The sequence below is a fragment of the Piscicoccus intestinalis NBRC 104926 genome, assembly GCF_001515525.1.
GTDB lineage: Bacteria > Actinomycetota > Actinomycetes > Actinomycetales > Dermatophilaceae > Kineosphaera > Kineosphaera intestinalis.
On the sequence record NZ_BCNQ01000004.1, the window covers coordinates 62,247 to 84,217 of the forward strand.

The 21,971-nt window shown below is 71.3% G+C and carries 20 protein-coding genes; 14 read left to right on the forward strand and 6 right to left on the reverse strand.

The features are described 5' to 3' along the window. Positions 1 to 37: 37 nt before the first annotated feature. Positions 38 to 2,254, reverse strand: coding sequence for a transketolase (tkt, locus tag PINTE_RS01835; RefSeq protein ID WP_068425411.1), 2,217 nt, complete (start codon positions 2,252 to 2,254; stop codon positions 38 to 40). A gap of 315 nt (positions 2,255 to 2,569) precedes the next feature. Here tkt and PINTE_RS01840 point away from each other — a divergent pair, with 315 nt between their 5' ends. Next, positions 2,570 to 3,592, forward strand: a complete 1,023-nt coding sequence (locus tag PINTE_RS01840) for a heme o synthase (RefSeq protein ID WP_084343101.1) — start codon at positions 2,570 to 2,572, stop codon at positions 3,590 to 3,592. 41 nt (positions 3,593 to 3,633) lie between these two features. Here the strand turns inward: PINTE_RS01840 and PINTE_RS01845 are convergent, their stop codons facing one another. Continuing rightward, positions 3,634 to 4,419 (reverse strand): ABC transporter permease, encoded by a 786-nt coding sequence (locus tag PINTE_RS01845; protein ID WP_068425415.1) that lies wholly within the window; start codon positions 4,417 to 4,419, stop codon positions 3,634 to 3,636. Beyond that, positions 4,416 to 5,162, reverse strand: coding sequence for an ABC transporter ATP-binding protein (locus PINTE_RS01850; RefSeq protein WP_084343102.1), 747 nt, complete (start codon positions 5,160 to 5,162; stop codon positions 4,416 to 4,418). The genes PINTE_RS01845 and PINTE_RS01850 overlap by 4 nt, the downstream gene beginning before the upstream one ends. Positions 5,163 to 5,392: 230 nt before the next feature. Here PINTE_RS01850 and PINTE_RS01855 point away from each other — a divergent pair, with 230 nt between their 5' ends. From PINTE_RS01855 to PINTE_RS01900, 10 genes are all read left to right on the forward strand, one after another. Beyond that, positions 5,393 to 5,929, forward strand: coding sequence for a glycine cleavage system transcriptional repressor (locus PINTE_RS01855; protein ID WP_068425419.1), 537 nt, complete (start codon positions 5,393 to 5,395; stop codon positions 5,927 to 5,929). 79 nt (positions 5,930 to 6,008) lie between these two features. Next, complete coding sequence (locus PINTE_RS01860; RefSeq protein ID WP_245642745.1) at positions 6,009 to 6,821, forward strand: helix-turn-helix transcriptional regulator; 813 nt, start codon at positions 6,009 to 6,011, stop codon at positions 6,819 to 6,821. Further along, positions 6,818 to 8,239, forward strand: coding sequence for a Fe-S cluster assembly protein SufB (gene sufB / locus PINTE_RS01865; protein ID WP_068425423.1), 1,422 nt, complete (start codon positions 6,818 to 6,820; stop codon positions 8,237 to 8,239). Before PINTE_RS01860 ends, sufB begins: the two co-directional genes overlap by 4 nt. Then, positions 8,239 to 9,549, forward strand: coding sequence for a Fe-S cluster assembly protein SufD (sufD, locus tag PINTE_RS01870; RefSeq protein ID WP_068425426.1), 1,311 nt, complete (start codon positions 8,239 to 8,241; stop codon positions 9,547 to 9,549). Before sufB ends, sufD begins: the two co-directional genes overlap by 1 nt. Beyond that, the gene (locus PINTE_RS01875; RefSeq protein WP_068425430.1) at positions 9,546 to 9,899 is read left to right on the forward strand and encodes a non-heme iron oxygenase ferredoxin subunit; all 354 of its coding nucleotides are present in this window, start codon (positions 9,546 to 9,548) and stop codon (positions 9,897 to 9,899) included. Before sufD ends, PINTE_RS01875 begins: the two co-directional genes overlap by 4 nt. A gap of 7 nt (positions 9,900 to 9,906) precedes the next feature. Next, a complete protein-coding gene (gene sufC, locus PINTE_RS01880) occupies positions 9,907 to 10,677 on the forward strand; it encodes a Fe-S cluster assembly ATPase SufC (protein WP_068425433.1) in 771 nt (256 codons plus the stop codon). 95 nt (positions 10,678 to 10,772) lie between these two features. Beyond that, positions 10,773 to 12,071, forward strand: a complete 1,299-nt coding sequence (locus tag PINTE_RS01885) for an aminotransferase class V-fold PLP-dependent enzyme (protein WP_068425437.1) — start codon at positions 10,773 to 10,775, stop codon at positions 12,069 to 12,071. Next, positions 12,071 to 12,562, forward strand: a complete 492-nt coding sequence (gene sufU / locus PINTE_RS01890; protein WP_068425442.1) for a Fe-S cluster assembly sulfur transfer protein SufU — start codon at positions 12,071 to 12,073, stop codon at positions 12,560 to 12,562. Before PINTE_RS01885 ends, sufU begins: the two co-directional genes overlap by 1 nt. Positions 12,563 to 12,571: 9 nt before the next feature. Next, entirely contained in the window at positions 12,572 to 12,937 is a 366-nt protein-coding gene (locus tag PINTE_RS01895) for a metal-sulfur cluster assembly factor (RefSeq protein ID WP_068425445.1), read from the forward strand. Between the two features lie 99 nt (positions 12,938 to 13,036). Next, the gene (locus PINTE_RS01900) at positions 13,037 to 14,515 is read left to right on the forward strand and encodes a long-chain-fatty-acid--CoA ligase (RefSeq protein WP_068425449.1); all 1,479 of its coding nucleotides are present in this window, start codon (positions 13,037 to 13,039) and stop codon (positions 14,513 to 14,515) included. Positions 14,516 to 14,680: 165 nt separating this feature from the next. Here the strand turns inward: PINTE_RS01900 and PINTE_RS01905 are convergent, their stop codons facing one another. The 3 genes from PINTE_RS01905 to ypfJ form a co-directional block, all read right to left on the reverse strand. Then, positions 14,681 to 15,367, reverse strand: a complete 687-nt coding sequence (locus tag PINTE_RS01905; protein ID WP_245642746.1) for an HAD family hydrolase — start codon at positions 15,365 to 15,367, stop codon at positions 14,681 to 14,683. A 234-nt stretch (positions 15,368 to 15,601) separates the two neighbouring features. Beyond that, the gene (locus PINTE_RS01910; protein WP_068425452.1) at positions 15,602 to 16,102 is read right to left on the reverse strand and encodes a C40 family peptidase; all 501 of its coding nucleotides are present in this window, start codon (positions 16,100 to 16,102) and stop codon (positions 15,602 to 15,604) included. 649 nt (positions 16,103 to 16,751) lie between these two features. Further along, positions 16,752 to 17,732 carry a KPN_02809 family neutral zinc metallopeptidase gene (gene ypfJ, locus PINTE_RS01915; protein ID WP_068425456.1) on the reverse strand — a complete coding sequence of 327 codons (981 nt, stop codon included), beginning with the start codon at positions 17,730 to 17,732 and terminating at the stop codon, positions 16,752 to 16,754. 236 nt (positions 17,733 to 17,968) lie between these two features. Between ypfJ and PINTE_RS01920 the strand changes: the two genes are divergently transcribed. The 3 genes from PINTE_RS01920 to PINTE_RS01930 all read left to right on the forward strand — a co-directional run. After that, positions 17,969 to 19,567, forward strand: coding sequence for an ABC-F family ATP-binding cassette domain-containing protein (locus PINTE_RS01920; RefSeq protein WP_068425482.1), 1,599 nt, complete (start codon positions 17,969 to 17,971; stop codon positions 19,565 to 19,567). 185 nt (positions 19,568 to 19,752) lie between these two features. Beyond that, on the forward strand, positions 19,753 to 21,318 hold the full coding sequence (locus PINTE_RS01925) for an alanine/glycine:cation symporter family protein (RefSeq protein WP_245642747.1): 1,566 nt from the start codon (positions 19,753 to 19,755) through the stop codon (positions 21,316 to 21,318). A gap of 9 nt (positions 21,319 to 21,327) precedes the next feature. After that, positions 21,328 to 21,971, forward strand: a 644-nt coding sequence (locus PINTE_RS01930) for an enoyl-CoA hydratase/isomerase family protein (RefSeq protein WP_068425458.1), incomplete at its 3' end; no start/stop codon positions are given.

The following is a 21,971-nucleotide window of genomic DNA, read 5'->3' on the forward strand; positions in this document are numbered from 1 at the left end:
GGGGCCGGCCGCCCGGGCGGGGCGACCGGCCCCGCGATCAGTTGCCTTCCTCGAAGTTGGCCGAGCCGGCGACCGGGCCGTCTCCGCCGGGCACCGCGCCGGAGACGGTGGCGAGCGAGTCCTTCGCGGCGCCGACGACGGCCTCCGGGGTGAACCCGAACTCCGAGAACAGCGTCTTGCCGTCGGCGGAGGCGCCGAAGTGGTCGATGGCGATCATCTTGCCGGCGTCGCCGACGAGGTCTCGCCACCCCATCGACACGCCGGCCTCGACGCTGACCCGCGCCTTGACGGCCGCGGGCAGCACCTGCTCCTGGTACTCGTCGCTCTGCTCGGCGAACCACTCGACGCACGGCATCGAGACGACGCGGGTGGCGACGCCGTCGGACTCCAGCGTCTGCGCGGCCTCGACCGCGATCGACACCTCGGAGCCGGTGGCGATGAGGATGACGTCGGGCGTCGCCTTCGAGCCCTCGACCAGCACGTACGCGCCCTTGGCGACGCCGTCGACCGAGCCGAGCTGCGAGCGGTCGAGCACCGGCAGGGCCTGCCGCGACAGCGCGATGCCGGTCGGGCGGCCGTGCCGGGCGAGCACGACCTTCCACACTTCGGCGGTCTCGTTGGCGTCGGCGGGGCGCACGATGTCGAGCCCGGGAATGGCCCGCAGCGCGGCGAGGTGCTCGATCGGCTGGTGCGTCGGGCCGTCCTCCCCGAGGCCGATCGAGTCGTGGGTCCACACGTAGATCGCGTCGCACTCCTGGATCGCGCCGAGGCGCACGGCCGGGCGCATGTAGTCGGAGAAGACGAGGAACGTGCCGCCGTACGGCCGGGTCAGGCCCTCGAGCGCGATGCCGTTGACGATCATGCCCATCGCGTTCTCGCGCACGCCGAAGTGCAGGGTGCGCCCGTACGGGTTGCCCTGCCACATGTCGGTCTGGCGGTCTTCGGGGATGAACGAGGGCTGCCCGCCCATCGTCGTGTTGTTCGACTCCGCGAGGTCGGCCGAGCCGCCCCACAGCTCGGGCATGACGTCGGCCAGGGCGGTGAGCACCTTGCCGCTGGCGGCGCGGGTGGCGATGCCCTTGGGGTCGGCCTCCCAGGTCGGGATCGCCTCCGCGAAGCCCTCGGGCAGCTCCTTGGCCCGCACCCGCTCGAGCAGCGCGGCGCCCTGCGGGTTGGCCGTCTTCCACGCCTCGAACTTGTCGTCCCACGCCTTGCGGTGCATCGCGCTGCGCTCGACGCGGGCGGCCCGCACGGTGGCGAGCACGCTCTCGTCGACCTCGAAGGTCTGCTCCGGGTCGAACCCGAGCGTCTCCTTCAGGCCCGTGACCTCGTCGTCGCCGAGCGCGGCGCCGTGCGCCTTGCCGGTGCCCTGGGCGCCGGGGGAGGGCCAGGCGATGACCGTGCGCAGCATGATGAACGTCGGCTTGTCGGTGACCTTGCGGCCGGCCTCGATCGCGGCCATGAGCGCGTCGACGTCCTCGACGTAGTCGGGGGAGGTGGTGCCGTGCTGGGGGCGCCACTCGACGACCCGCACGTCCCAGCCGTAGGCCTCGTAGCGGGCCGCGACGTCTTCGCTGAACGACACGTCGGTGTCGTCCTCGATGGAGATCTGGTTCTGGTCGTAGATGAGCGTGACGTTGCCCAGGCGCTGGGTGCCGGCGAGCGAACTGGCCTCGCTGGCGACGCCCTCCATCATGCAGCCGTCGCCGGCGACGATGTAGACGTGGTGGTCGAACACGCTGTCGCCCGGCGCCGCGTCGGGGTCGTACAGGCCGCGCTGGCGGCGCTGCGCCATCGCCATGCCGATGCCGGTGGCGACGCCCGCACCCAACGGGCCGGTGGTCAGGTCGACGCCCTCGGTGTGGTGCACCTCCGGGTGGCCCGGGGTCTTCGACCCGAACGTGCGCAGCGACTCGATGTCGGACTTCTCCAGGAGCCCGTCGAAGTACAGCTGGATGTACTGGGTGAGGCTGGAGTGCCCGGCCGACAGCACGAAGCGGTCGCGGCCGAGCCAGTGCGGATCTTTCACGTCGTGCACGAGCACGCTCTGGTAGAGCAGGTAGGCCAGCGGCGCGAGACTGATCGCCGTGCCGGGGTGCCCGTTGCCGGTCTTCTGCACGGCGTCGGCCGCCAGCACCCGCACCGTGTCGACCGCGCGCACGTCGGTGTCGGTCCACCCGACGGTCTCGGCCTTCGGAGCGGCCACGGACCGCGCCGCGGTGCCCTCGGCCTCGGGGGTGTTCGTCTGTGCCACAGCTCGGCTCCATTTCTTCGGTGGCGCCCGCGGCTTGCCGCCCGGAGCCGGGTCACGGCCTCGGGTCGGGAGCGGACACACGGACGATGTCGTCTTCGAGACTATCCGTCGGCCCCGACAAGCTGCACGGCCGGTAAGTTGGCGTGATGCGACGGCTGTGCCCGTAGACTGGCCGAGTTCCGCCGCCCTGCCGTCAACCTGCCGTCGACCTGCCGGCCGATCGCCGCTGGTCGTCGCTGGTGACACGGGCGGATCGGTGCCGGATCGACAGCATGATCGCCCCGAACACCCTCAGCAAAGGACACCGTGACCGCACTGCAGCCGCGCCAGCGCCCGTCCCTCGGCGAGCCCGATCCGGCGCCCGCCGGGCGTGCCGCCTCCTCGGCGAGCCGCCACGCGACGACGGAGCCGGGTGCACCGCAGGACGAGACGTCGCGGCGCCCGAGCGTGCGGGACTACGTGTCGCTGACCAAGCCCCGCATCATCGAGCTGCTGCTCGTCACGACGTTTCCGGTGATGTTCCTCGCCGAGCGCGGGGTGCCGCCGGTCGCGCTCATCGTGGCCACGCTGGTCGGCGGCACCCTCTCGGCCGCCAGCGCCAACGTCTTCAACTGCTACTTCGACCGCGACATCGACCGGCTCATGCACCGCACCGAGAACCGGCCGCTGGCCACCGGGGTCATCTCCCCGGGCCGCGGGCTCGCGTTCGCGTTCGCGCTCGGCATCGCGTCGGTGCTCGTGCTGGGGCTCGCGGTCAACTGGCTGTCGGCCGCGCTCTCGACGGGCGCGATCGCGCTGTACGTCGTCTTCTACACGTTGCTGCTCAAGCGCCGCACCTCGCAGAACATCGTCTGGGGCGGGGCCGCCGGCTGCATGCCGGTGCTCATCGGCTGGAGCGCGGTGACGAACTCGCTAGCGTGGGCGCCGGTCGTGCTGTTCCTCGTCGTCTTCTTCTGGACCCCGCCGCACTACTGGCCGCTGTCGATGCGCTTCAAGGACGACTACGCCGCCGCGGGCGTGCCGATGCTGCCGGTGCTCGCCAAGGACCGCACGGTCGCGCGCCAGATCGTCGCGTACTGCTGGGCGACCGTGGTCACCTCGCTCGTGCTCGTGCCCGTCGGGCAGATGGGCTGGATCTACCTGGTCACCGCCGTGCTCGCCGGCGCCGTGTTCATCCGCGAGGCGCACGTGCTGCTGCGCCGCGCCGGGCGCCCCGAGTACCGCACGCTCGCCTCGCTGCGCCCGATGCGCCTGTTCCACTTCTCGATCAGCTACCTGACGATCGTCTTCGTCGCCGTGGCCGTCGACCCGCTGGTCTACCTGCCGCTGCCGTTCTGAGCGCTCCCGCGCAGGGCGGGCGCTGGTCGAGGGCGCGGCCCTCAGTCGGACCAGCGGAACGCGCGCAGCGCCCCGGCGGTCGCGAGCAGGCCCCACATGAGCAACACCAGCGCGGCGCCGGCGTCGAAGGAGCCGGTGCCGAGCGCCCCCCGCAGACCGTCGGCCAGCCCCGCCGACGGCAGCAGCTCGACGACCGGGCGGGCCGCGGCGGGCATGAGCTGCGGCGGAAACAGCACGCCGCCGACGCCGAGCAGCACCACCCAGACGAGGTTGGCCACGGCCAGTACCGCCTCCGCCCGCAGCAGGCCCGCGAGCAGCAGCGCGAGGGCCACGAACACCCACGTGCCGAGCAGCCAGAAGAACGCCACCGCCGGCAGCCCGCCGAGCGCGGGTCGCCACCCGAGGGCGACCGCGAGAGCCGCCAGCACGACGAACTGGATGCCCTCGACCGTGAGCACGGCGATCGCCTTGCCGAGCAGCAGGCCCGAGCGCCCCAGGGGGGTCACGCCGAGCAGCCGCAGCACCCCGTAGCGGCGGTCGAACCCGGTCGAGATCGCCTGCCCGGTGAACGCGGTCGAGATGACGGCGAGCGCGAGCACCCCCGGCACGACGACGCCGATCCGGTCGTGCCCGAGATCCGGCACGTTCGTCAGCGCCAGCCCGAACAGGGCCATCGACGGCAGCACGAGCGCGACGAGCAACTGCTCGCCGTTGCGCAGCAGCGTGCCCGTCTCGAACCGCGCCTGGGCCCGGACCCGCCGCAGTAGGGGCGCCGGGGCGGGCGGAGGCGATGCGGTCGGAGGCGGTGCGGCCGCAGGGGAGCTCATCGGTTCTCCTCGAAGTGGGCGGCGTCGGTGCGCCCGCCGGTCAGCGCGAAGTAGGTCTGTTCGAGCACGGGTCGATCGTCGCGCCCGCCGCGCCCGTCGGAGGGCCCGCCGGGGCGTCCGTCGGACCCACCGGGGTGCGACCGAACGACCTGCGCGAGCGTGCCCTGGGCGGCCACGCGCCCGGCGCACACGATGACGACGTCGTCCGCGAGCCGCTCGGCCTCCTCGAAGGAGTGCGTGGTGACGACGATCGTCACGCCCTCGTCGCGCAACGACCGCAGCAGCTGCCACGTCGCGAGGCGGGCGTGCGGGTCGAGCCCGGCCGTCGGCTCGTCGAGGAAGGCGACCTCGGGGCGGCCCACGAGCGCCGCGGCGAGCGCCACGTGCTGACGCTGCCCGCCGGAGAGACGACGCACCGGCGTGCGCGCGAATGGCTCGATGCCGAGCCGGTCGATGAGCCGCTGCGCCACGGCCTCCGGGGGCTCGGGGTGCTCGTAGAGGCGTGCCAGGTGGGTGAGCAGCCGGCGCGCGCCCGAGGTGTTCGGCAGCCCGCCGTCCTGGAGCATGACCCCGACCCGGGCTCGATGCTCGGCGTCCGACTGCCAGGGGTCGGTGCCGAGCACCCGCACGCTGCCCTCGTCGGGTCGGAGCAAGCCGAGCAGGCAGCCGATGGCCGTCGTCTTGCCCGCCCCGTTGGGCCCCAGGACCGTCGTGATGCGCCCGCGCCGCGCCGACCACGTCATGCCGTCGACCGCCCGCACCGACCCGAAGCTCTTGACGAGATCCGCGACGACGACGCCCGCGTCATCGGGCACGTCGCGGGCGGTCGGCGCGGGCGAAGCGCCCGATGTCCGCGGGTCGTTGCGGTCGAAGGGTGGCACGCTGGCGATCCTAGAGGAGAGCACCGACGGCGTCGGTGTCCGGCCGTCGGCCCGAGCGGCCCCCGGCGAGCAGGCCCGTTAGGATCGGGCCCGTGACAACGCTGGTGTTGACCGTCATCGGGGACGACCGGGCGGGCCTGGTCAACGAGTTGGCCGAGGCCGTGGCCGCGGGCGGGGGCAACTGGGAACGCAGCAGCCTCGCCGAGCTGGCCGGCAAGTTCGCCGGGATCGTCGTCGTCACCGCGCCCGCCGGCCGCGCGGCGGCCCTGGAACAGCGTCTGCGGGGCCTGTCCCACACGCTCGACGTCACCGTCCGGGAGGGCGACGACCAGTCGCCCGACACCCAGGCCCACCGTCTGGAGGACGGCGGCCGCGAACTCGTCGTCGAGCTCGTCGGCAACGACCACCCCGGCATCATCCGCGAGATCTCCGCCGTCTTCGGCCGCCACGTCGTGAGCATCGGGGCGATCGACTCCGACACCCGCGAGGCCCCGATGGCCGGTGGGCGGCTCTTCGAGGCCCGCATCAGCGCCGCCATCCCGCGCGACGCCGACCCCGCCGCGCTGCGCGCCGACCTCGAGGAGCTCGCCGGCGAACTCCAGGTCGACCTCGAGGTCGCCGACGCCTGAGGACGGCCTGAGCCCGGTTGCTGGTCGGTAAGGACAGCCTTACTAGCTGGCACTCAGGGAATTAGGTAAGAATGGCGTTGTGTTTATCGGCAGCACCGCCCAACGTCGGCGCGAGGGCCATGCCCCCGACGCCGCGGGCACGCGCGCGCCGGTGGCCGCAGGCGAGGAGGGCACCCGGCAGCGGGTGCTGGCCCACGTGCTGCGGCTCGGCCCGGTGACCGCCGCCGACCTCGCCGAACGCCTCGACCTCACGCCCACGGCCGTGCGCCGGCACCTGGAGCAGCTCACCGACTCCGGCGATATCGGCCCCTCGGAGACGGGCCCGGCGGCTCGACGCGGACGCGGCCGGCCCGCGCGGCACTACGTCGTCACGCCGGCGGGGCATCGGCGGCTCGACTCCGACTCCGCCGACGTCGCCACCCAGGCGCTGCGCTTCCTCGCCCGGCACGCCGGGCCGGAGGCGGTCGGGGAGTTCGCCCGCGAGCGGTTCGCCGAGTTGGAGGCGCGTTACGGCAGCCGAATCGCCGACGCCGGCGACGACCCGCGCGCCCGCGCCGCCGCGCTGGCCCGCGAACTCAGCGCCGACGGATTCGCCGCCACGGCCCGCCCCGTGGGAATCGACACCCCCCTCGAGGGCGTTCAACTGTGCCAAGGCCACTGCCCCATGAATCGCGTCGCGGCCGAGTTCCCGCAGCTGTGCGAGGCGGAGACCGAGGCGTTCGCCCGGTTGCTGGGCGTGCACGTGCAGCGGCTGGCGACGCTCTCCGGCGGCGAACACGTCTGCACGACCTTCGTGCCCGGCTCGCACCCACCGACAGCCCCCACGACACGGCCACCCGACCAAGACATATCTCCCACCCGCAGCACGCAGGACGAAAGGACACCGCGATGAGCACGAACATCGAGGAGCTCAACCCGGGCCTGAAGGACCTCGGGCGCTACGAGTACGGCTGGCACGACGCAGACTCCGCCGGTGCGTCCGCGCGCCGCGGCCTCAACGAGGACGTCGTCCGCGACATCTCCGGCCGCAAGGACGAGCCGGAGTGGATGCGCGACATCCGCCTCAAGGCCCTGCGGCTGTTCGACAAGAAGCCCATGCCGCACTGGGGTAGCGACCTGACCGGGATCGACTTCCAGAACATCAAGTACTTCGTGAAGTCCACCGAGAAGCAGGCCACCAGCTGGGAAGAGCTGCCGGAGGACATCAAGGCCACCTACGACAAGCTCGGCATTCCGGAGGCGGAGAAGCAGCGTCTCGTCGCGGGCGTCGCGGCTCAGTACGAGTCCGAGGTCGTCTACCACCAGATCCGCGAGGACCTGGAGGAGAAGGGCGTCATCTTCGTCGACACCGACTCCGGGCTGCGCGAGCACGAGGACATCTTCAAGGAGTACTTCGGCTCGGTCATCCCGCCCGGCGACAACAAGTTCGCCGCGCTGAACACGGCCGTGTGGAGCGGTGGCTCGTTCATCTACGTGCCGCCGGGCGTGCACGTCGACATCCCGCTGCAGGCCTACTTCCGGATCAACACCGAGAACATGGGCCAGTTCGAGCGCACGCTGATCATCGCCGACGAGGGCTCCTACGTGCACTACGTCGAGGGCTGCACCGCGCCGATCTACAAGTCCGACAGCCTGCACTCCGCGGTCGTCGAGATCGTCGTCAAGAAGAACGCGCGGGTGCGCTACACGACGATCCAGAACTGGTCGAACAACGTGTACAACCTCGTCACCAAGCGCGCGACCTGCGAGGCCGGCGCGACGATGGAGTGGGTCGACGGCAACATCGGCTCCAAGGTGACGATGAAGTACCCGGCGGTCTTCCTGCTCGGCGAGCACGCCAAGGGCGAGACGCTCTCGATCGCGTTCGCGGGCGAGGGTCAGCACCAGGACGCCGGCGCCAAGATGGTGCACGCCGCCCCGTACACCTCCAGCTCGATCGTCTCCAAGTCGGTCGCGCGCGGCGGCGGGCGCACCTCCTACCGAGGCCTCGTGCAGGTCATGGAGGGCGCCGAGCACAGCAAGTCCTCGGTCGTGTGCGACGCGCTGCTCGTCGACAACATCAGCCGGTCCGACACCTACCCCTACGTCGACGTCCGCGAGGACGACGTGCAGATGGGTCACGAGGCCACCGTCTCCAAGGTGAGCGAGGACCAGCTGTTCTACCTCATGTCCCGGGGCCTGAGCGAGGACGAGGCCATGGCGATGATCGTGCGCGGGTTCGTCGAGCCCATCGCGCGCGAGCTGCCGATGGAGTACGCCCTCGAACTGAACCGCCTCATCGAACTGCAGATGGAAGGAGCCGTCGGCTGATGCCGTTGGTCAGCAAGGAGACTCAGACGGGGCTGCCCGTCGACAGCGACGACAAGGCGCTGCTCGGCACCCCCGGCCGCGACGCCGCGCTCGCGAACGTGCGGGCCAGCGACGCGGCGGGCCACGACGCCACGGTGCCCGAGCAGTCGCGCGCCGAGCGCCGCACGTCGTTCGACCCCGCCGACTTCGCGGTGCCGACCGGGCGCGAGGAGGAGTGGCGGTTCACCCCCGTCGACCGCCTCGGTGAGCTGTTCGCCGACGGCGAGGGCAGCGGCCACCTCGACTGGCAGGCGCAGCTGCCCGAGGGCGTGACGTCGACGCGGATCGACGAACGGCGCGCCCGGGAGCTGACGACCGTGGCCCCGGCCGACCGGCCGGCGGCGCTGGCGTTCGCCCGCTCCGGCGGCGCGATGCAGCTCGACATCCCGGCCGAGGCCGAGGTCACCGAGCCGGTGCGCGTCGACCTGCGGGGCACCGCGGGCGAGCCGCCGGTGTTCGGGCATATCGTCGTCACCGCGGGCCGGCACAGCCGGGCCACGATCGTGCTGGCCCACTCCGGGTCCGCGACCTACTCCGAGCTGCTGTCGGTGCGCGCCGGAGACGGTGCCGACCTGACGATCGTCAGCCTCCAGGAGTGGGAGGACGACGCGCTGCACCTCGCGCAGCAGGACGTCGTCGTCGGGCGCGACGCCACCGTGCGGCACATCGCGGTCACCCTCGGTGGCCGGGTCGTGCGGCTGTGCACCAACGCGCAGTACTCCGGCCCGGGCGGCTCGTTCACCGGGCTCGGCGTGTACTACGCCGCCTCCGGGCAGGACCTCGAGCACCGGCTGTTCGTCGACCACGAGGCGCCCCGGTGCACCTCGAACGTCGAGTACAAGGGCGCGCTGCAGGGCGAGACCGCGCACACCGTGTGGGTCGGCGACGTGCTGATCCGCGCGCAGGCCGAGGGCACCGACACGTACGAGCTGAACCGCAACCTCGTGCTCACCGACGGCGCCCGCGCCGACTCCGTGCCGAACCTGGAGATCGAGACGGGTGAGATCGAGGGAGCCGGGCACGCCTCGGCGACCGGCCGGTTCGACGACGAGCAGCTGTTCTACCTGCGCAGCCGCGGCATCCCGGAGGAGGAGGCCCGCCGCCTCGTCGTCCGCGGCTTCTTCGCCGCGATCGTGGCGCGCATCGGCGTGCCGGAGATCGTCGACCACCTCATGGAGGCCATCGACGCCGAACTCGAGGCCTCGATGACCCCCACCCGCGACAAGACCACCGAGGCGGTGCGCGAGGTCGTCCAGGAGGTCACCTCGTGAGCCTGCCCGCCACGTACGAGAAGGTCTGCGCCCTCGACGAGTTGCCGACCGTCGGCGCGGCGCTGGCCGACATCGGCGGCGAGAAGGTCGCGATGGTGCGCACCAAGGACGGCACCGTGCACGCCGTGCAGGACACCTGCACGCACGGCGCGGTGAGCCTGTCCGAGGGCGAGGTCGAGGGCTGCAGCCTGGAGTGCTGGCTGCACGGTTCGCGTTTCGACCTGCGCACCGGTAAGCCGCTGTCGCCGCCGGCGACGGTTCCGATCCGTGTCTATTCCGTGAAGATCGAGGGCGACGATGTCTACGTGTCGCTCACGCCCTCGCCGATCGATGAGAACGAAGAGAGCTGAGTAACAGATGGCATCCACCCTGGAGATCCGCGACCTGCACGTCAGTGTGGAGACGGAGTCCGGCCCGAAGGAGATCCTGCGCGGCGTCAACCTGACGATCAGCGCGGGGGAGATCCACGCGGTGATGGGCCCGAACGGGTCCGGCAAGTCGACGCTGGCGTACAGCGTCGCGGGCCACCCCAAGTACACGATCACCTCCGGCACCGTGACGATGGACGGCCAGGACGTGCTCGCGATGAGCGTCGACGAGCGCGCCCAGGCGGGCCTGTTCCTCGCGATGCAGTACCCCGTCGAGGTGCCCGGTGTCTCGGTGAGCAACTTCCTGCGCACGGCCAAGACCGCCATCGACGGCGAGGCCCCGAAGCTGCGGCACTGGGTCAAGGACGTCAAGGGCGCCATGAACCGCCTCAAGATGGACCCCTCGTTCGCGGAGCGCGACGTCAACGCGGGCTTCTCCGGCGGCGAGAAGAAGCGCCACGAGATCCTGCAGATGGAGCTGCTCAAGCCGAAGTTCGCGATCCTCGACGAGACCGACTCCGGCCTCGACATCGACGCGCTGCGGGTCGTGTCCGAGGGCGTCAACCGGGCGCACGACGACAACGACATGGGCGTGCTGCTCATCACGCACTACACGCGGATCCTGCGCTACATCAAGCCCGACTTCGTGCACGTCTTCGTCGACGGGCGCGTGGCCGCCGAGGGCGGCCCGGAGCTCGCCGAGAAGCTCGAGGCCGAGGGCTACGACAAGTACCTGACCGGCCAGGCCGTCACCGCCTGAGCCGGCCGCCACCCCGGCTGCACCCGCTCTTACTCGCCCCGCCCGCCCCGGCGCCCCGCCGGGGCGGGACCGCCACTTTCGACCGGAGGTTTGCCGTGTCGGCCTTCTCCGACGCTGAACTCGCCGCCCTGCGAGCGGACTTTCCCGTGCTCGGGCGCACCGCCCGCGACGGGCGCCCGCTCGTCTACCTCGACTCGGGGGCGACGTCGCAGAAGCCGCGCGCGGTGCTCGACGCCGAGCGTGAGTTCTACGAGCGGAACAACGCCGCCGTGCACCGCGGCGCCCACGTGCTCGCCGAGGAGGCCACCGACGCCTTCGAGTCGGCCCGCGAGCGGGTCGCGGCGTTCATCGGGGCCCCGGCCCGCGAACTCGTGTTCACCCGCAACGGCACCGAGGCCATCAACCTCGTCGCCTACGCGCTGAGCAACGCGGGCGCCCCCGGCGCGATGGACGGCGTCGACCCGGAGCTGGCGCGGCGCCTGCAGGTCGGCCCCGGCGACGAGATCGTCATCACGATCATGGAGCACCACGCCAACCTCGTGCCGTGGCAGGAGCTGGCGCGGCGCACCGGCGCCACCCTGAGGTGGGTCTCGATCACCGACGACGGCCGGCTCGACCTCGACGGCTTCGACGACGTGCTCTCGCAGCGCACGAAGGTCGTCGCGTTCACGCACGTCAGCAACGTGCTCGGCACGGTCAACGACGTGTCCGCGGTCGTCGCCAAGGCCCGCGCGGTCGGCGCGCTGACCGTGCTCGACGCGTGCCAGTCGGTGCCGCACTTCGCGGTCGACGTCGCGCAGCTGGGGGTCGACTTCCTCGCGTTCACCGGGCACAAGGCGCTGGGCCCGCTGGGCATCGGCGCGCTGTGGGGCCGCTACGAGCTGCTCGCGGCCATGCCCCCATACGTGACCGGCGGCTCGATGATCGAACTCGTGCGCATGGAGGGCTCGACGTACGCGGCCCCGCCGCAGCGGTTCGAGGCCGGGGTGCCGATGGCCGCCCAGGCGGTCGGTCTCGCGGCCGCCCTGGACTACCTCTCGGAGCTCGGCATGGACCGGGTGCAAGCCCACGACCGCGAACTCGTCGGCTACACGCTGCAGCTGCTCGGGGAGCGCGACTGGGTGCGCACGCTCGGGCCGAGCGACCCGGCGATCCACGCGGGAGCCGTGGCGTTCACCGTCGAGGGCGTGCACCCGCACGACGTCGGGCAGATCCTCGACGACTCCGGCGTCGCGGTGCGCACCGGTCACCACTGCGCGTGGCCGCTGCACCGGCACCTGCGGATCGCGGCCAGCACCCGTGCGAGTTTCGGGGTGTACACGACCCGCTCGGAGATCGACGCGCTCGTCGAGGCCCTCGACCGGGTGCCGCAGGTCATGGGGGTGGGGGTCTGATGGACCTGTACGCCGAGCTGATCCTCGACCACAGCAAGCGACCGCACCACGCCGGCCTGCGCGAGCCGTTCGACGCGCAGACCTACCACGTCAACACGAGCTGCGGCGACGAGGTGACCCTGCGGGTGCGGCTGGACCACACCGACTCCGAGCCGGTCGTCGCCGACGTCAGCTACGACAGCATCGGCTGCTCGATCTCGATCGCGTCGGCCTCGATCCTCGCCGAGGAGACGATCGGGCACACCGTGCCGGAGGCGCTGGAGACCTTCGAGGCGATGCGCACCATGCTGACCAGCCGCGGCACCGACCCCGGCGACGAGGAGATCATCGGAGACGGGGTCGCCCTGGCCGGCGTCTCCCGCTACCCCGCCCGGGTCAAGTGCGCGCTGCTCGGGTGGAGCGCGTTCACCGACGCCCTCGCCCGCGCCGGCGCGGACATCTCCGCGGTGTCCCACGGCTCCGACCACCCCGAACCCACCACGACCTCGTAGGAGGCGACCATGACCGAACAGAACACTGTGCAGACTCCGGCCCCCGCGCCGGCGCAGGGCCCGACGCCCGTCAACGCCGTCGACGTCGAGGAGGCCATGCGCGACGTCGTCGACCCCGAGCTCGGCATCAACGTCGTCGACCTCGGGCTCGTCTACGGGGTGACCGTCGACCCGCAGGGCCACGCGATCATCGACATGACGCTGACCTCGGCGGCCTGCCCGCTGACCGACGTCATCGAGGACCAGACGGCCGCCGCGCTCGAGGACGTCGTCGCGACGCACCGCATCAACTGGGTGTGGATGCCGCCGTGGGGCCCGGACAAGATCACCGAGGACGGCCGCGAGCAGCTGCGGGCGCTCGGCTTCAACGTGTGAGCTGAACCTCCCCGCCCCGGTCGATCCGCATCCCACGGAAGCGGCCGGGGCGCGGTTGTCGGGTGATACTGCAGGGACCATTCCGACGAAGGGGCCCCCATGGTCAACCTGGCAGCCAATCTTCCGGCCACCGCCGCGCGCACCCCGGACGCGCTCGCGCTCCGGCAGGACGACACCACGTTGACGTTCGCGCAGCTCGACGCGGCCTGCGCGGCGTTCGCCGGATACCTGCGCGACCAGGACCTCGAGGCCGGAGACCGGGTGGCCATGTCGCTGCCCAACATCCCCGCGTACGCGATCGTCTACTACGGCGCGATGCGCATCGGCGCGATCGTCGTGCCGATGAACCCGCTGTTCAAGCCGCGGGAGGTCGGGTTCTACCTGGAGGACTCCGGCGCCCGGCTCCTCGTCGGCATGAACGACGACGCCCGCACCGGGGCCGAACAGACGGGGGTGGCGTTCCTCGACGTCACGACGCTGCCGCAGGTGCTCCAGGAGGCGGAGCCGGTGACCGAGGTCGAGGACCGGGCCGACTCCGACATCGCGGTGCTGCTGTACACCTCGGGCACGACCGGGCGCCCCAAGGGCGCGTCGCTCACCCACCGCAACCTGCAGACCAACCAGGACGTCTCGGGGCGCACCCTGCTGGAGGTCACCCCGGACGACGTCATCATGGGGTGCCTGCCGCTGTTCCACGTCTTCGGCATGACGTGCGGCCTCAACGTCGCGGTGGCGGCCGGCGCGACGCTGACGATGATCCCGCGGTTCGACCCGAACAAAGCCCTGGAGGTCATCGAACGCGACAAGGTGAGCGTCTTCGAGGGCGTGCCGACGATGTACGGCGCGATCCTCGGGGCCGCCCGGGCGTCCACCGGAGAGCACGATCTGAGTTCGCTGCGAGTGTGCATCAGCGGCGGCTCGTCGATGCCGCTGGAACTCATGCGCGGCTTCGAGGAGCGATTCGACTGCATCATCCTCGAGGGCTACGGGCTGTCGGAGACGTCGCCGGTCGCGAGCTTCAACCGCCCCGACCTGGAGCGCAAGCCCGGCACCGTCGGCCCGGCCGTCGAGGGCGTGCGGGTGCGCTGCGTCGACAACGAGGACAACGACGTGCCGGTCGGGGAGATCGGCGAGATCATCATCGCCGGCGACCCGGTGATGAGCGGCTACTGGAACCGGCCGGAGGCGACCGCGGAGGCGATCCGGGACGGCTGGTTCCACTCCGGCGACCTGGGCCGGCTCGACGAGGACGGTTTCGTCTCGATCGTCGACCGCACCAAGGACATGATCATCCGCGGCGGCTACAACGTGTACCCGCGTGAGATCGAGGAGGTGCTGTACGAGCACCCGGCGATCTCGGAGGCGGCGGTCGTCGGCGTCCCGCACGAGACGCACGGCGAGGAGGTCTGCGCCTACGTGGTGCTCGTCGAGGGCGAGCAGGCCACGCCGGAAGAGGTGCAGGAGTTCGTCAAGGAGCGGGTGGCCGCGTACAAGTACCCCCGCACGGTGCGGATCATCGAGGCGCTGCCCAAGGGCGCGACCGGCAAGATCCTCAAGCGGGAACTGCGCGAGGCCTGAGGCGGCCTCACGGTCGTCACCGTCGTGGCGACCGGCGGGGGCTCGCGTGACACGCACGAGCCCCGCGGGTTCGGCGAACCCCTTGGCCGATCCCGCGGGGCCCGTGTCCCCATGTCGGGTTTCCGCAACCCCCTGGACGCGGAAACCCTGTTCGCCCCCTGATCCTCAGAGGCCTTGACGGCCGGACGAGTCGTTCGGGTCGGACTCGTCGTACTGGTCGTACTCCTCGTACCAGGTGGCGAATTCTGTGAGCGAGCGCAGCACGACATCCGCGCCGGCGGCCCGCAGCGCCTGTTCGTCGTGGGCGCCGGTCGTCACGGCGACCGCCAGGGCGTCGGCGCCGCGGGCGGCGAGCACATCGCCGGGGTGGTCACCGACGTACATCCAGGCGCCCTCCTCGCGCAGCGCCGCGGACTTCTGCGCGGCGAACCGGTCGCCGTGCAGGGCGTCGATGTGCGGCGCCAGGCCCGCCTCCGTGACGGCGGCGCGGCCCATCCACTCGACCTTGGCCGTGACGACGAGGACGCGGTCGCCGTGGCGTCGCACGGCCTCGAGGGCGGCCACGGCTCCCGGCATGGCCGGGGCAGCGGGTGCGTCGTCGCGGTGGTAGAGCTCGCGGTAGGCGGTGACGAAGGCGTCGACGTCGAGGCCGGGGCTCAGGGCCGCCACCTTGTCGGCCAGGGGGACTCCCAGGTGGGGCGCGATGAGCTCCGCCGGCACCCGCGCGCCGAGCGCGTCGAACGCCGCGACGGCGGAGGTCAGGATGCGAGCCCGCGTGTCGACGAGCGTGAGGCCGAGGTCGAAGCCCACAGCGCGCGAGGTCACCTCACGCCGCGCGCCGGCCAACGACACCCACTCCGTTCTCGTGCTGCTCGTGTCTCGTGCTGCTCGTGCTGCCTTGTGCTGCTGATGCGGTCTGCAGGGACTGCTCTGGCCCGCCGGACTCGGATGCCGCCCACACCGGTCGCCGCGACAGCCGTCAGGTTGCCGCCGCGGCGACCGGGGAGCGAGTTCGGTGCCGCCGTCGAGGTCGCGTGTCTTCGTGGGCCCTCGACGACAGCGAGGCGAGGCCTCGTCGGCGACGCGTCAGACGCGACCGAACGAGGCGCCGGAGCGCACGCTCGACAGCTTCACGGAGCTGCCGCTGTTCGGGGCGTGCCACATCTTGCCGTTGCCGGCGTAGATGCCGACGTGGTGCTTGCGGGCGCCGCCGTAGAAGACGAGGTCACCCGGGCGGGCCTGGCTGCGGCTGATCTTCTTGCTGGCGCGGTACTGCGCGTGCGCGGTGCGCGGCAGCGACTTGCCGGCCTGCCGGTAGGCGTAGGAGGTCAGGCCGGAGCAGTCGAAGGCGTTCGGGCCGGAGGCGCCCCAGCGGTAGGGCTTGCCCTTCTTGGAGGCCGCCACGCGCACGGCCGAACTGGCCACGGACGCGGAGACCGTGCTGTACGAGGCGACCAAGGCGGTGCTCTGCACGGCCGGAGCGGCCTGCGCGGCGGGGGCGGAGACGGCGGCGATGCCGCCGGTGAGACCGAAGGAAAGCAGGCCCGTCGCAAGAAGGCGCGCAGGGGCAGCGGTCATCATGTTCATGGGTCGTGATCCAGGAGGCGCTTACGAGGCATGACCTGTCGGATTCGGGGACCTGGATGGCCCCGGCCCATGGCTGCGCCTCCGGGATGCGGAGGAGTTCGCCGCGGGCTTCACCCCAAGGACGCCACGACACGTGTCGCGCGCCCGGTGTTGCTGGGTGCACCGCTCCTGCCACCCACACATTTCTGTGCGAAGGGGTACCGGGCCAGTGGTGGCAGGACTCAGCGTCACCGCCCGGTGGTCCGGATCAGGGGTTCCGGACCGGTTGTAAACGTAGGGCACCGAATAACGAATTGGCAAAGCCGGGGAGCCCTTTGTGAACTATCTCACATAGAATTGAGGGAACCGAACGCTTCAGAAACCGGCTTCTCGGCCGATTGTCGACAGCCTGACCTGCAGGTTTAGGGGATCGGGGGAGAGCACGGGCACCTGGGTGTTTCCTGTGCGTTGGCCCGTGGCCGAGCTCACTCGATCTGTTGGTCGTCCACATCGTGACCAGAGTCGTCTCACGACGCATAGCCCAACCCGTTCTGCACGCCGTGTCGTCGGACGGTACACGCAAACGGACCCACGCAAACGGACGCGGGTGCGGAGACACCTGGGCATCCGCACCCGCGTCTCGCGCGGCCGTCCGACAGAGCCGCAGGGGCTACAGGCTCGACGCGTTGAAGGTGTTGCAGGAGTTGATCGACTGCGAGTTGTAGCCGTTCATGAACCAGCGCTTGCGCTGCTCCGACGTGCCGTGGGTGAAGTTCTCCGGGCTCACCCGCCCGCTCGTCGACTTCATGATGTGGTCGTCACCCACCGCCGAGGCGGCGGAGAGCGCCGAGTCGATGTCGGTCTGGGTGAGCGGCTTGAGCAGCGTGTTGCCGTCGGCGTCCTTGGTCGTGGACGCGTCCTTGGCCCACATGCCGGCGAAGCAGTCGGCCATGAGTTCGATCTTCACGCCGCCGCTCTCCGGACCCTTGGGGTCCTGCTGGGCGCGGTCGAGCAGGTTGAGCTGGTCCTGCAGGGCGTGGCCGTACTCGTGAGCCACGACGTACATCTGGGCGAAGTTGCCGCCGTCGGCGCCGAACTGGCTGGAGAGCAGGTCGAAGAAGTCCGCGTCGATGTAGACCTGCCGGTCCAGCGGGCAGTAGAACGGGCCCACCTGGTTGCTCGCGGTGCCACACGCCGACTGGGTCTGCCCGGAGTACAGGATCGTCTTCGTCATCCGCCACTGGCGCTGGTTGTTGGACTGCTGGGGCAGCTCCTTGTTCCAGTAGTCCTGCACGCTGTTGACGGTGCCGATGACGCGGCACTGCTTGTCGCGGTTGGCGTCGGCGCCGGTGCGGCATTGCGAGAACGCGTCGGTGCTGACGCCCCCGGCGCCGGACACGTCGCCGCGGTCTCCGAAGATGCTGCCGCCCTGGTCCTGCTGCTGCGGCTGGTTCTGGCCGCTCTGGCCCTGATCGGTGGTGCCGCCGCCCCCGGTGGGGATGCCCCCGCCGAAGAACATGAACAGCAGCAGCACGACGATCGACAGGCAGCCGCCACCGCCTCCGATGACCATGCCACCGGGGCGGAATCCGCCGCCGCCACCGCCTCCGACCTGGGAGGTGTCGAGGCGGGCGTTGTCGTTGAAGGTCATTGGCCTCTCCTGCTCTCGCCCACACGCTCGGCGGTGCCGAGAGTGCCTGTACTGGCACGTAAACTATGCATCGGCCGATTCGTCCCGTGGGTGAAACTCCTCGCGTCGTCACGCGATCGTCACGACGGATCGGCACCGCCATGTCGGCCGGCGCAACGAGGCGTGTTCGAGGCGTGTCCGACCGAGCCGGCGTGGCCCACCGACTCTCATTGCCCGACAACACGCAGGAGTATGCCGTGATCAGCGCCACCGGGGTCGAGCTGCGCGCCGGATCCCACCTGCTGCTGGCCGACGCCACGTTTCGGGTCGGCCCCGGCGACCGGGTGGGGCTCGTCGGGCGCAACGGGGCCGGCAAGACGACCCTCACCAAGGTGCTCGCCGGCTGGAGCCAGCCCGCTGCCGGCCAGGTCAGCACCTCCGGCGAGATCGGGTATCTGCCGCAGGACCCGCGCGACGGCGACCTCGACACGCTCGCCCGGTCCCGCATCCTGTCCGCGCGCGGGCTCGACGACCTCGTGCGCCGCATGCGCGAGACCGAGGGCGCGATGGCCAGCGCCGACCCCGACACACACGAGCGGGCGATGGAGCGCTACCCCAAGCTCGAGGCCCGCTTCGAGGCGGCCGGGGGCTACGCCGCGGAGTCGGAGGCCGCCACGATCGCGGCCGCGCTCGGCCTCGACGACCGCGTGCTCGGCCAACCGCTGGGCACGCTCTCCGGCGGTCAGCGCCGCCGCGTCGAGCTCTCCCGCATCCTGTTCTCCGGGGCGTCGTCGCTGCTGCTCGACGAGCCGACCAACCACCTCGACGCCGACTCGGTCGCGTGGCTGCGCGACTGGCTCAAGGTGTACAAGGGCGGGCTCATCGTCATCAGCCATGACGTGGCCCTGCTCGGGGAGGTCGTCAACCGCGTCTTCCACCTCGACGCCAACCGGTCGACGCTCGACCAGTACAACGTCGGCTGGTCGGCGTACCTGACCCAGCGCGAGACCGACGAGAAGCGGCGCCGCCGCGAGCGCGCCAACGCCGAGAAGAAGGCTGCGGCGCTGGCCAGCCAGGCCGACAAGATGCGCGCGAAGGCGACCAAGGCGGTGGCCGCGCAGAACATGGCCCGCCGAGCGGAGAAGCTGCTCGCCGGGGTCGAGGACGTGCGCCGCAGCGACAAGGTCGCCAAGCTGCGCTTCCCCGAGCCGGCACCGTGCGGGCGCACACCGCTGACCGCCTCCGGGTTGTCGCGCAGCTACGGCTCGCTCGAGGTCTTCACCGACGTCGACCTGGCGATCGACCGGGGCAGCAAGGTCGTCGTCCTCGGCCTCAACGGCGCCGGCAAGACGACCCTGCTGCGCATCCTCGCGGGCCTCGACGCCCCCGACACCGGCGAGGTGGAGCCGGGCCACGGCCTCAAGCTCGGCTACTACGCGCAGGAGCACGAGAACCTCGACGTCGAGCGCACCGTGCTGGAGAACATGAAGTCGGCCGCCCCCGACCTGGGGGAGACCGACGTGCGCAAGGTGCTCGGCAGCTTCCTGTTCTCCGGCGACGACGTCGACAAGCCCGCTGGGGTGCTCTCCGGCGGGGAGAAGACCCGGCTGTCGCTCGCGACCCTCGTCGTCTCCAGCGCCAACGTGCTGCTGCTCGACGAGCCGACCAACAACCTCGACCCCGCCAGCCGCGAGGAGATCCTGTCGGCCCTGCACCGGTACGCCGGGGCGGTCGTGCTCGTCAGCCACGACGAGGGGGCGGTCGAGGCGCTCGCCCCCGAGCGCGTGCTGCTGCTGCCCGACGGCGTCGAGGACCTCTTCGGGCCGGACTACCTCGACCTGATCGCCCTGGCCTGATCGCCGGCCACCGGGCCGATTCGGCGACCGCCGGGCGACTGGACGCGTCGATTCGTCGCGGGCGCGCCGACACGCGCCGACCTCAGGTGCCTGTTTAACGAGGCAGAAACGCACGGACCGCTATGGTTCTGGGCGTCTCGGGCCGTTCGTCGCGCCCGCCCCATATCCCCGGAAAGGGGCCGTTCGTGATCAACGACATCGCGACCGCTGTCAACAATGCGGCGACCGTCATCAACGACCTGGTGTGGTCGAACGGGCTCATCGCGCTCTGCCTGCTCGCCGGCCTGTACTTCTCCTTGCGGCTGCGGTTCGTGCAGGTGCGCCTGCTCGGCGACATGGTGCGCCAGGTCGTCAAGGGCGACTCCTCCGCGGAGGGCGTGTCCTCGTTCCAGGCGCTGGCGATGAGCCTGGCGGGACGGGTCGGCACCGGCAACATCGCCGGCGTCGCGACCGCCATCGCCTTCGGCGGGCCGGGTGCCGTGTTCTGGATGTGGACCGTGGCCTTCCTCGGCGCGTCCACGTCGTTCATCGAGTGCGCCCTCGGCCAGGTCTACAAGGAGCGCGACGAGCAGTCCGGCAGCTACCGCGGCGGCCCCGCCTACTACATCGAGAAGGCGATGGGGCAGAAGTGGTACGCGATGCTGTTCGCGGGCGTCACCGTCATCGCGATGGGCTTCCTGCTGCCCGGCGTGCAGGCCAACGGAATCACCTCCGCGATGGACTCCGCCTGGGGACTCGACCCGAAGATCACCGCCCTGGGCATCATCATCGCGTTGGCGTTCATCGTCGTCGGCGGCGTCAAGCGCATCGCCACCTTCGCTTCCCTTGTCGTGCCGTTCATGGCGATCGCCTACATCGCGCTGACCGCCGTCGTGCTCGTCGTGCACTGGGATACCGTTCCGAGCTCCATCGCCCTCATCTTCCGTAGCGCGTTCGGGTTCGACGCGACGTTCGGCGCCGTGCTCGGCCTCGCCGTGCAGTGGGGCGTGCGGCGCGGCATCTACTCTAACGAGGCCGGCCAGGGCACCGGCCCGCACGCGGCCGCGGCGGCGGAGGTCTCGCACCCCGCCAAGCAGGGCCTCGTGCAGGCCATGGCGGTCTACATCGACACGCTGTTCATCTGCTCGGCGACGGCGTTCATGATCCTGTCCACGGACATGTACCGCACCTACGACAACGGCTCGACGTCGGGCACCGTCATCTACCTCGGGGAGCCGCAGGTCGCGGACGTGACCATCGGCCCGGCCTTCACCCAGCAGGCGCTCGACACCGTGCACTCCGGCTGGGGCGGCCCGTTCGTCGCCATCGCGCTGCTGTTCTTCGCGTTCACGACGATCGTCGCCTACTACTACATGGCCGAGACCAACCTGTTCTATGTCATGCGCAACAGCTCGGTGAAGGCGCGTGGCATCGTCGTGCGGATCCTGCAGCTCGCGCTGCTGCTGACCGTCGCCTACGGCTCGCTGACCGAGGCGGAGGCCGCGTGGACCTTCGGTGACATCGGCGTGGGGCTCATGGCCTGGCTGAACATCATCGCGATCCTCATCCTGCAAAAGCCCGCCATCAAGGTGCTCAAGGACTACGAGACCCAGCGCAAGCAGGGCATCGACCCGCAGTTCGACCCGCGGCCCCTCGGCATCCGCAACGCGCAGTTCTGGGAGGAGCGGGCCGACGGCCGGCTCGCGGCCGCCGGAACCGGTTCGCGGCCGGTGCCGGGAGCCGGGTCATCGGAGGAGCCACCCACCGCATAACCTGCGCGTATGAGCGAACAGGGCAGCCCGCAGAGCCCGCAGTCGGTTCAGGTCAGGCACGACGGCGCGGTCACCCGCGTGCGCCTCAGCGAGCCGCGGCGGATGAACCCGCAGTCGCCGCAGGTCTGGGAACAGCTGGCGCGCGCGGCCCGCGAGCTGCCGCCGGAGACGCGGGTCGTCGTGCTCAGCGGCGACGGCCCGTCGTTCTCCGTGGGGCTCGACCGCCATTTCCTCACCCCCGACGGGATGCGCGGGCTGTTCGCCGGCGAGAGCGAGCCGGCGCAGATCGCCGACCGGATCGCCGGCTACCAGGAGGCGTTCACCGCCTGGCGAGAGTGCCCCGCGCTCGTCGTCGCCGCCGTCCAGGGGCACGCGATCGGTGCGGGGTTCCAGCTGGCCCTGGCCGCCGACGTGCGGGTCGTCGCCGACGACGTGTCGTTCGCCATGGCCGAGATCACGGTCGGTCTCGTGCCTGACCTCGGCGGCACCGGCCGGCTCGTCGATCTCGTCGGCCCCGACCGTGCCCTGGAGATCTGCCTCACCGGGCGCCGCATCGGGGCCGCGGAGGCGGTCTCGCTCGGCCTCGCCGCCCTCGCCGTGCCCGCCGCCGACCTCGAGGGCACCGTCGCCGACCTCGTCGAGGCGGTGCAGGC

Bases quoted from the DNA above. Each gene is read 5' to 3' on its own strand.
- sufU (WP_068425442.1), top strand. From the start codon at position 12,071: ATGGACCTGTACGCCGAGCTGATCCTCGACCACAGCAAGCGACCGCAC.
- sufB (WP_068425423.1), top strand. From the start codon at position 6,818: ATGAGCACGAACATCGAGGAGCTCAACCCGGGCCTGAAGGACCTCGGG.
- sufD (WP_068425426.1), top strand. From the start codon at position 8,239: ATGCCGTTGGTCAGCAAGGAGACTCAGACGGGGCTGCCCGTCGACAGC.
- PINTE_RS01895 (WP_068425445.1), top strand. From the start codon at position 12,572: ATGACCGAACAGAACACTGTGCAGACTCCGGCCCCCGCGCCGGCGCAG.
- sufC (WP_068425433.1), top strand. From the start codon at position 9,907: ATGGCATCCACCCTGGAGATCCGCGACCTGCACGTCAGTGTGGAGACG.
- PINTE_RS01850 (WP_084343102.1), bottom strand. From the start codon at position 5,162: ATGACGTGGTCGGCGCGGCGCGGGCGCATCACGACGGTCCTGGGGCCC.
- PINTE_RS01900 (WP_068425449.1), top strand. From the start codon at position 13,037: ATGGTCAACCTGGCAGCCAATCTTCCGGCCACCGCCGCGCGCACCCCG.
- PINTE_RS01845 (WP_068425415.1), bottom strand. From the start codon at position 4,419: ATGAGCTCCCCTGCGGCCGCACCGCCTCCGACCGCATCGCCTCCGCCC.
- ypfJ (WP_068425456.1), bottom strand. From the start codon at position 17,732: ATGACCTTCAACGACAACGCCCGCCTCGACACCTCCCAGGTCGGAGGC.
- PINTE_RS01910 (WP_068425452.1), bottom strand. From the start codon at position 16,102: ATGAACATGATGACCGCTGCCCCTGCGCGCCTTCTTGCGACGGGCCTG.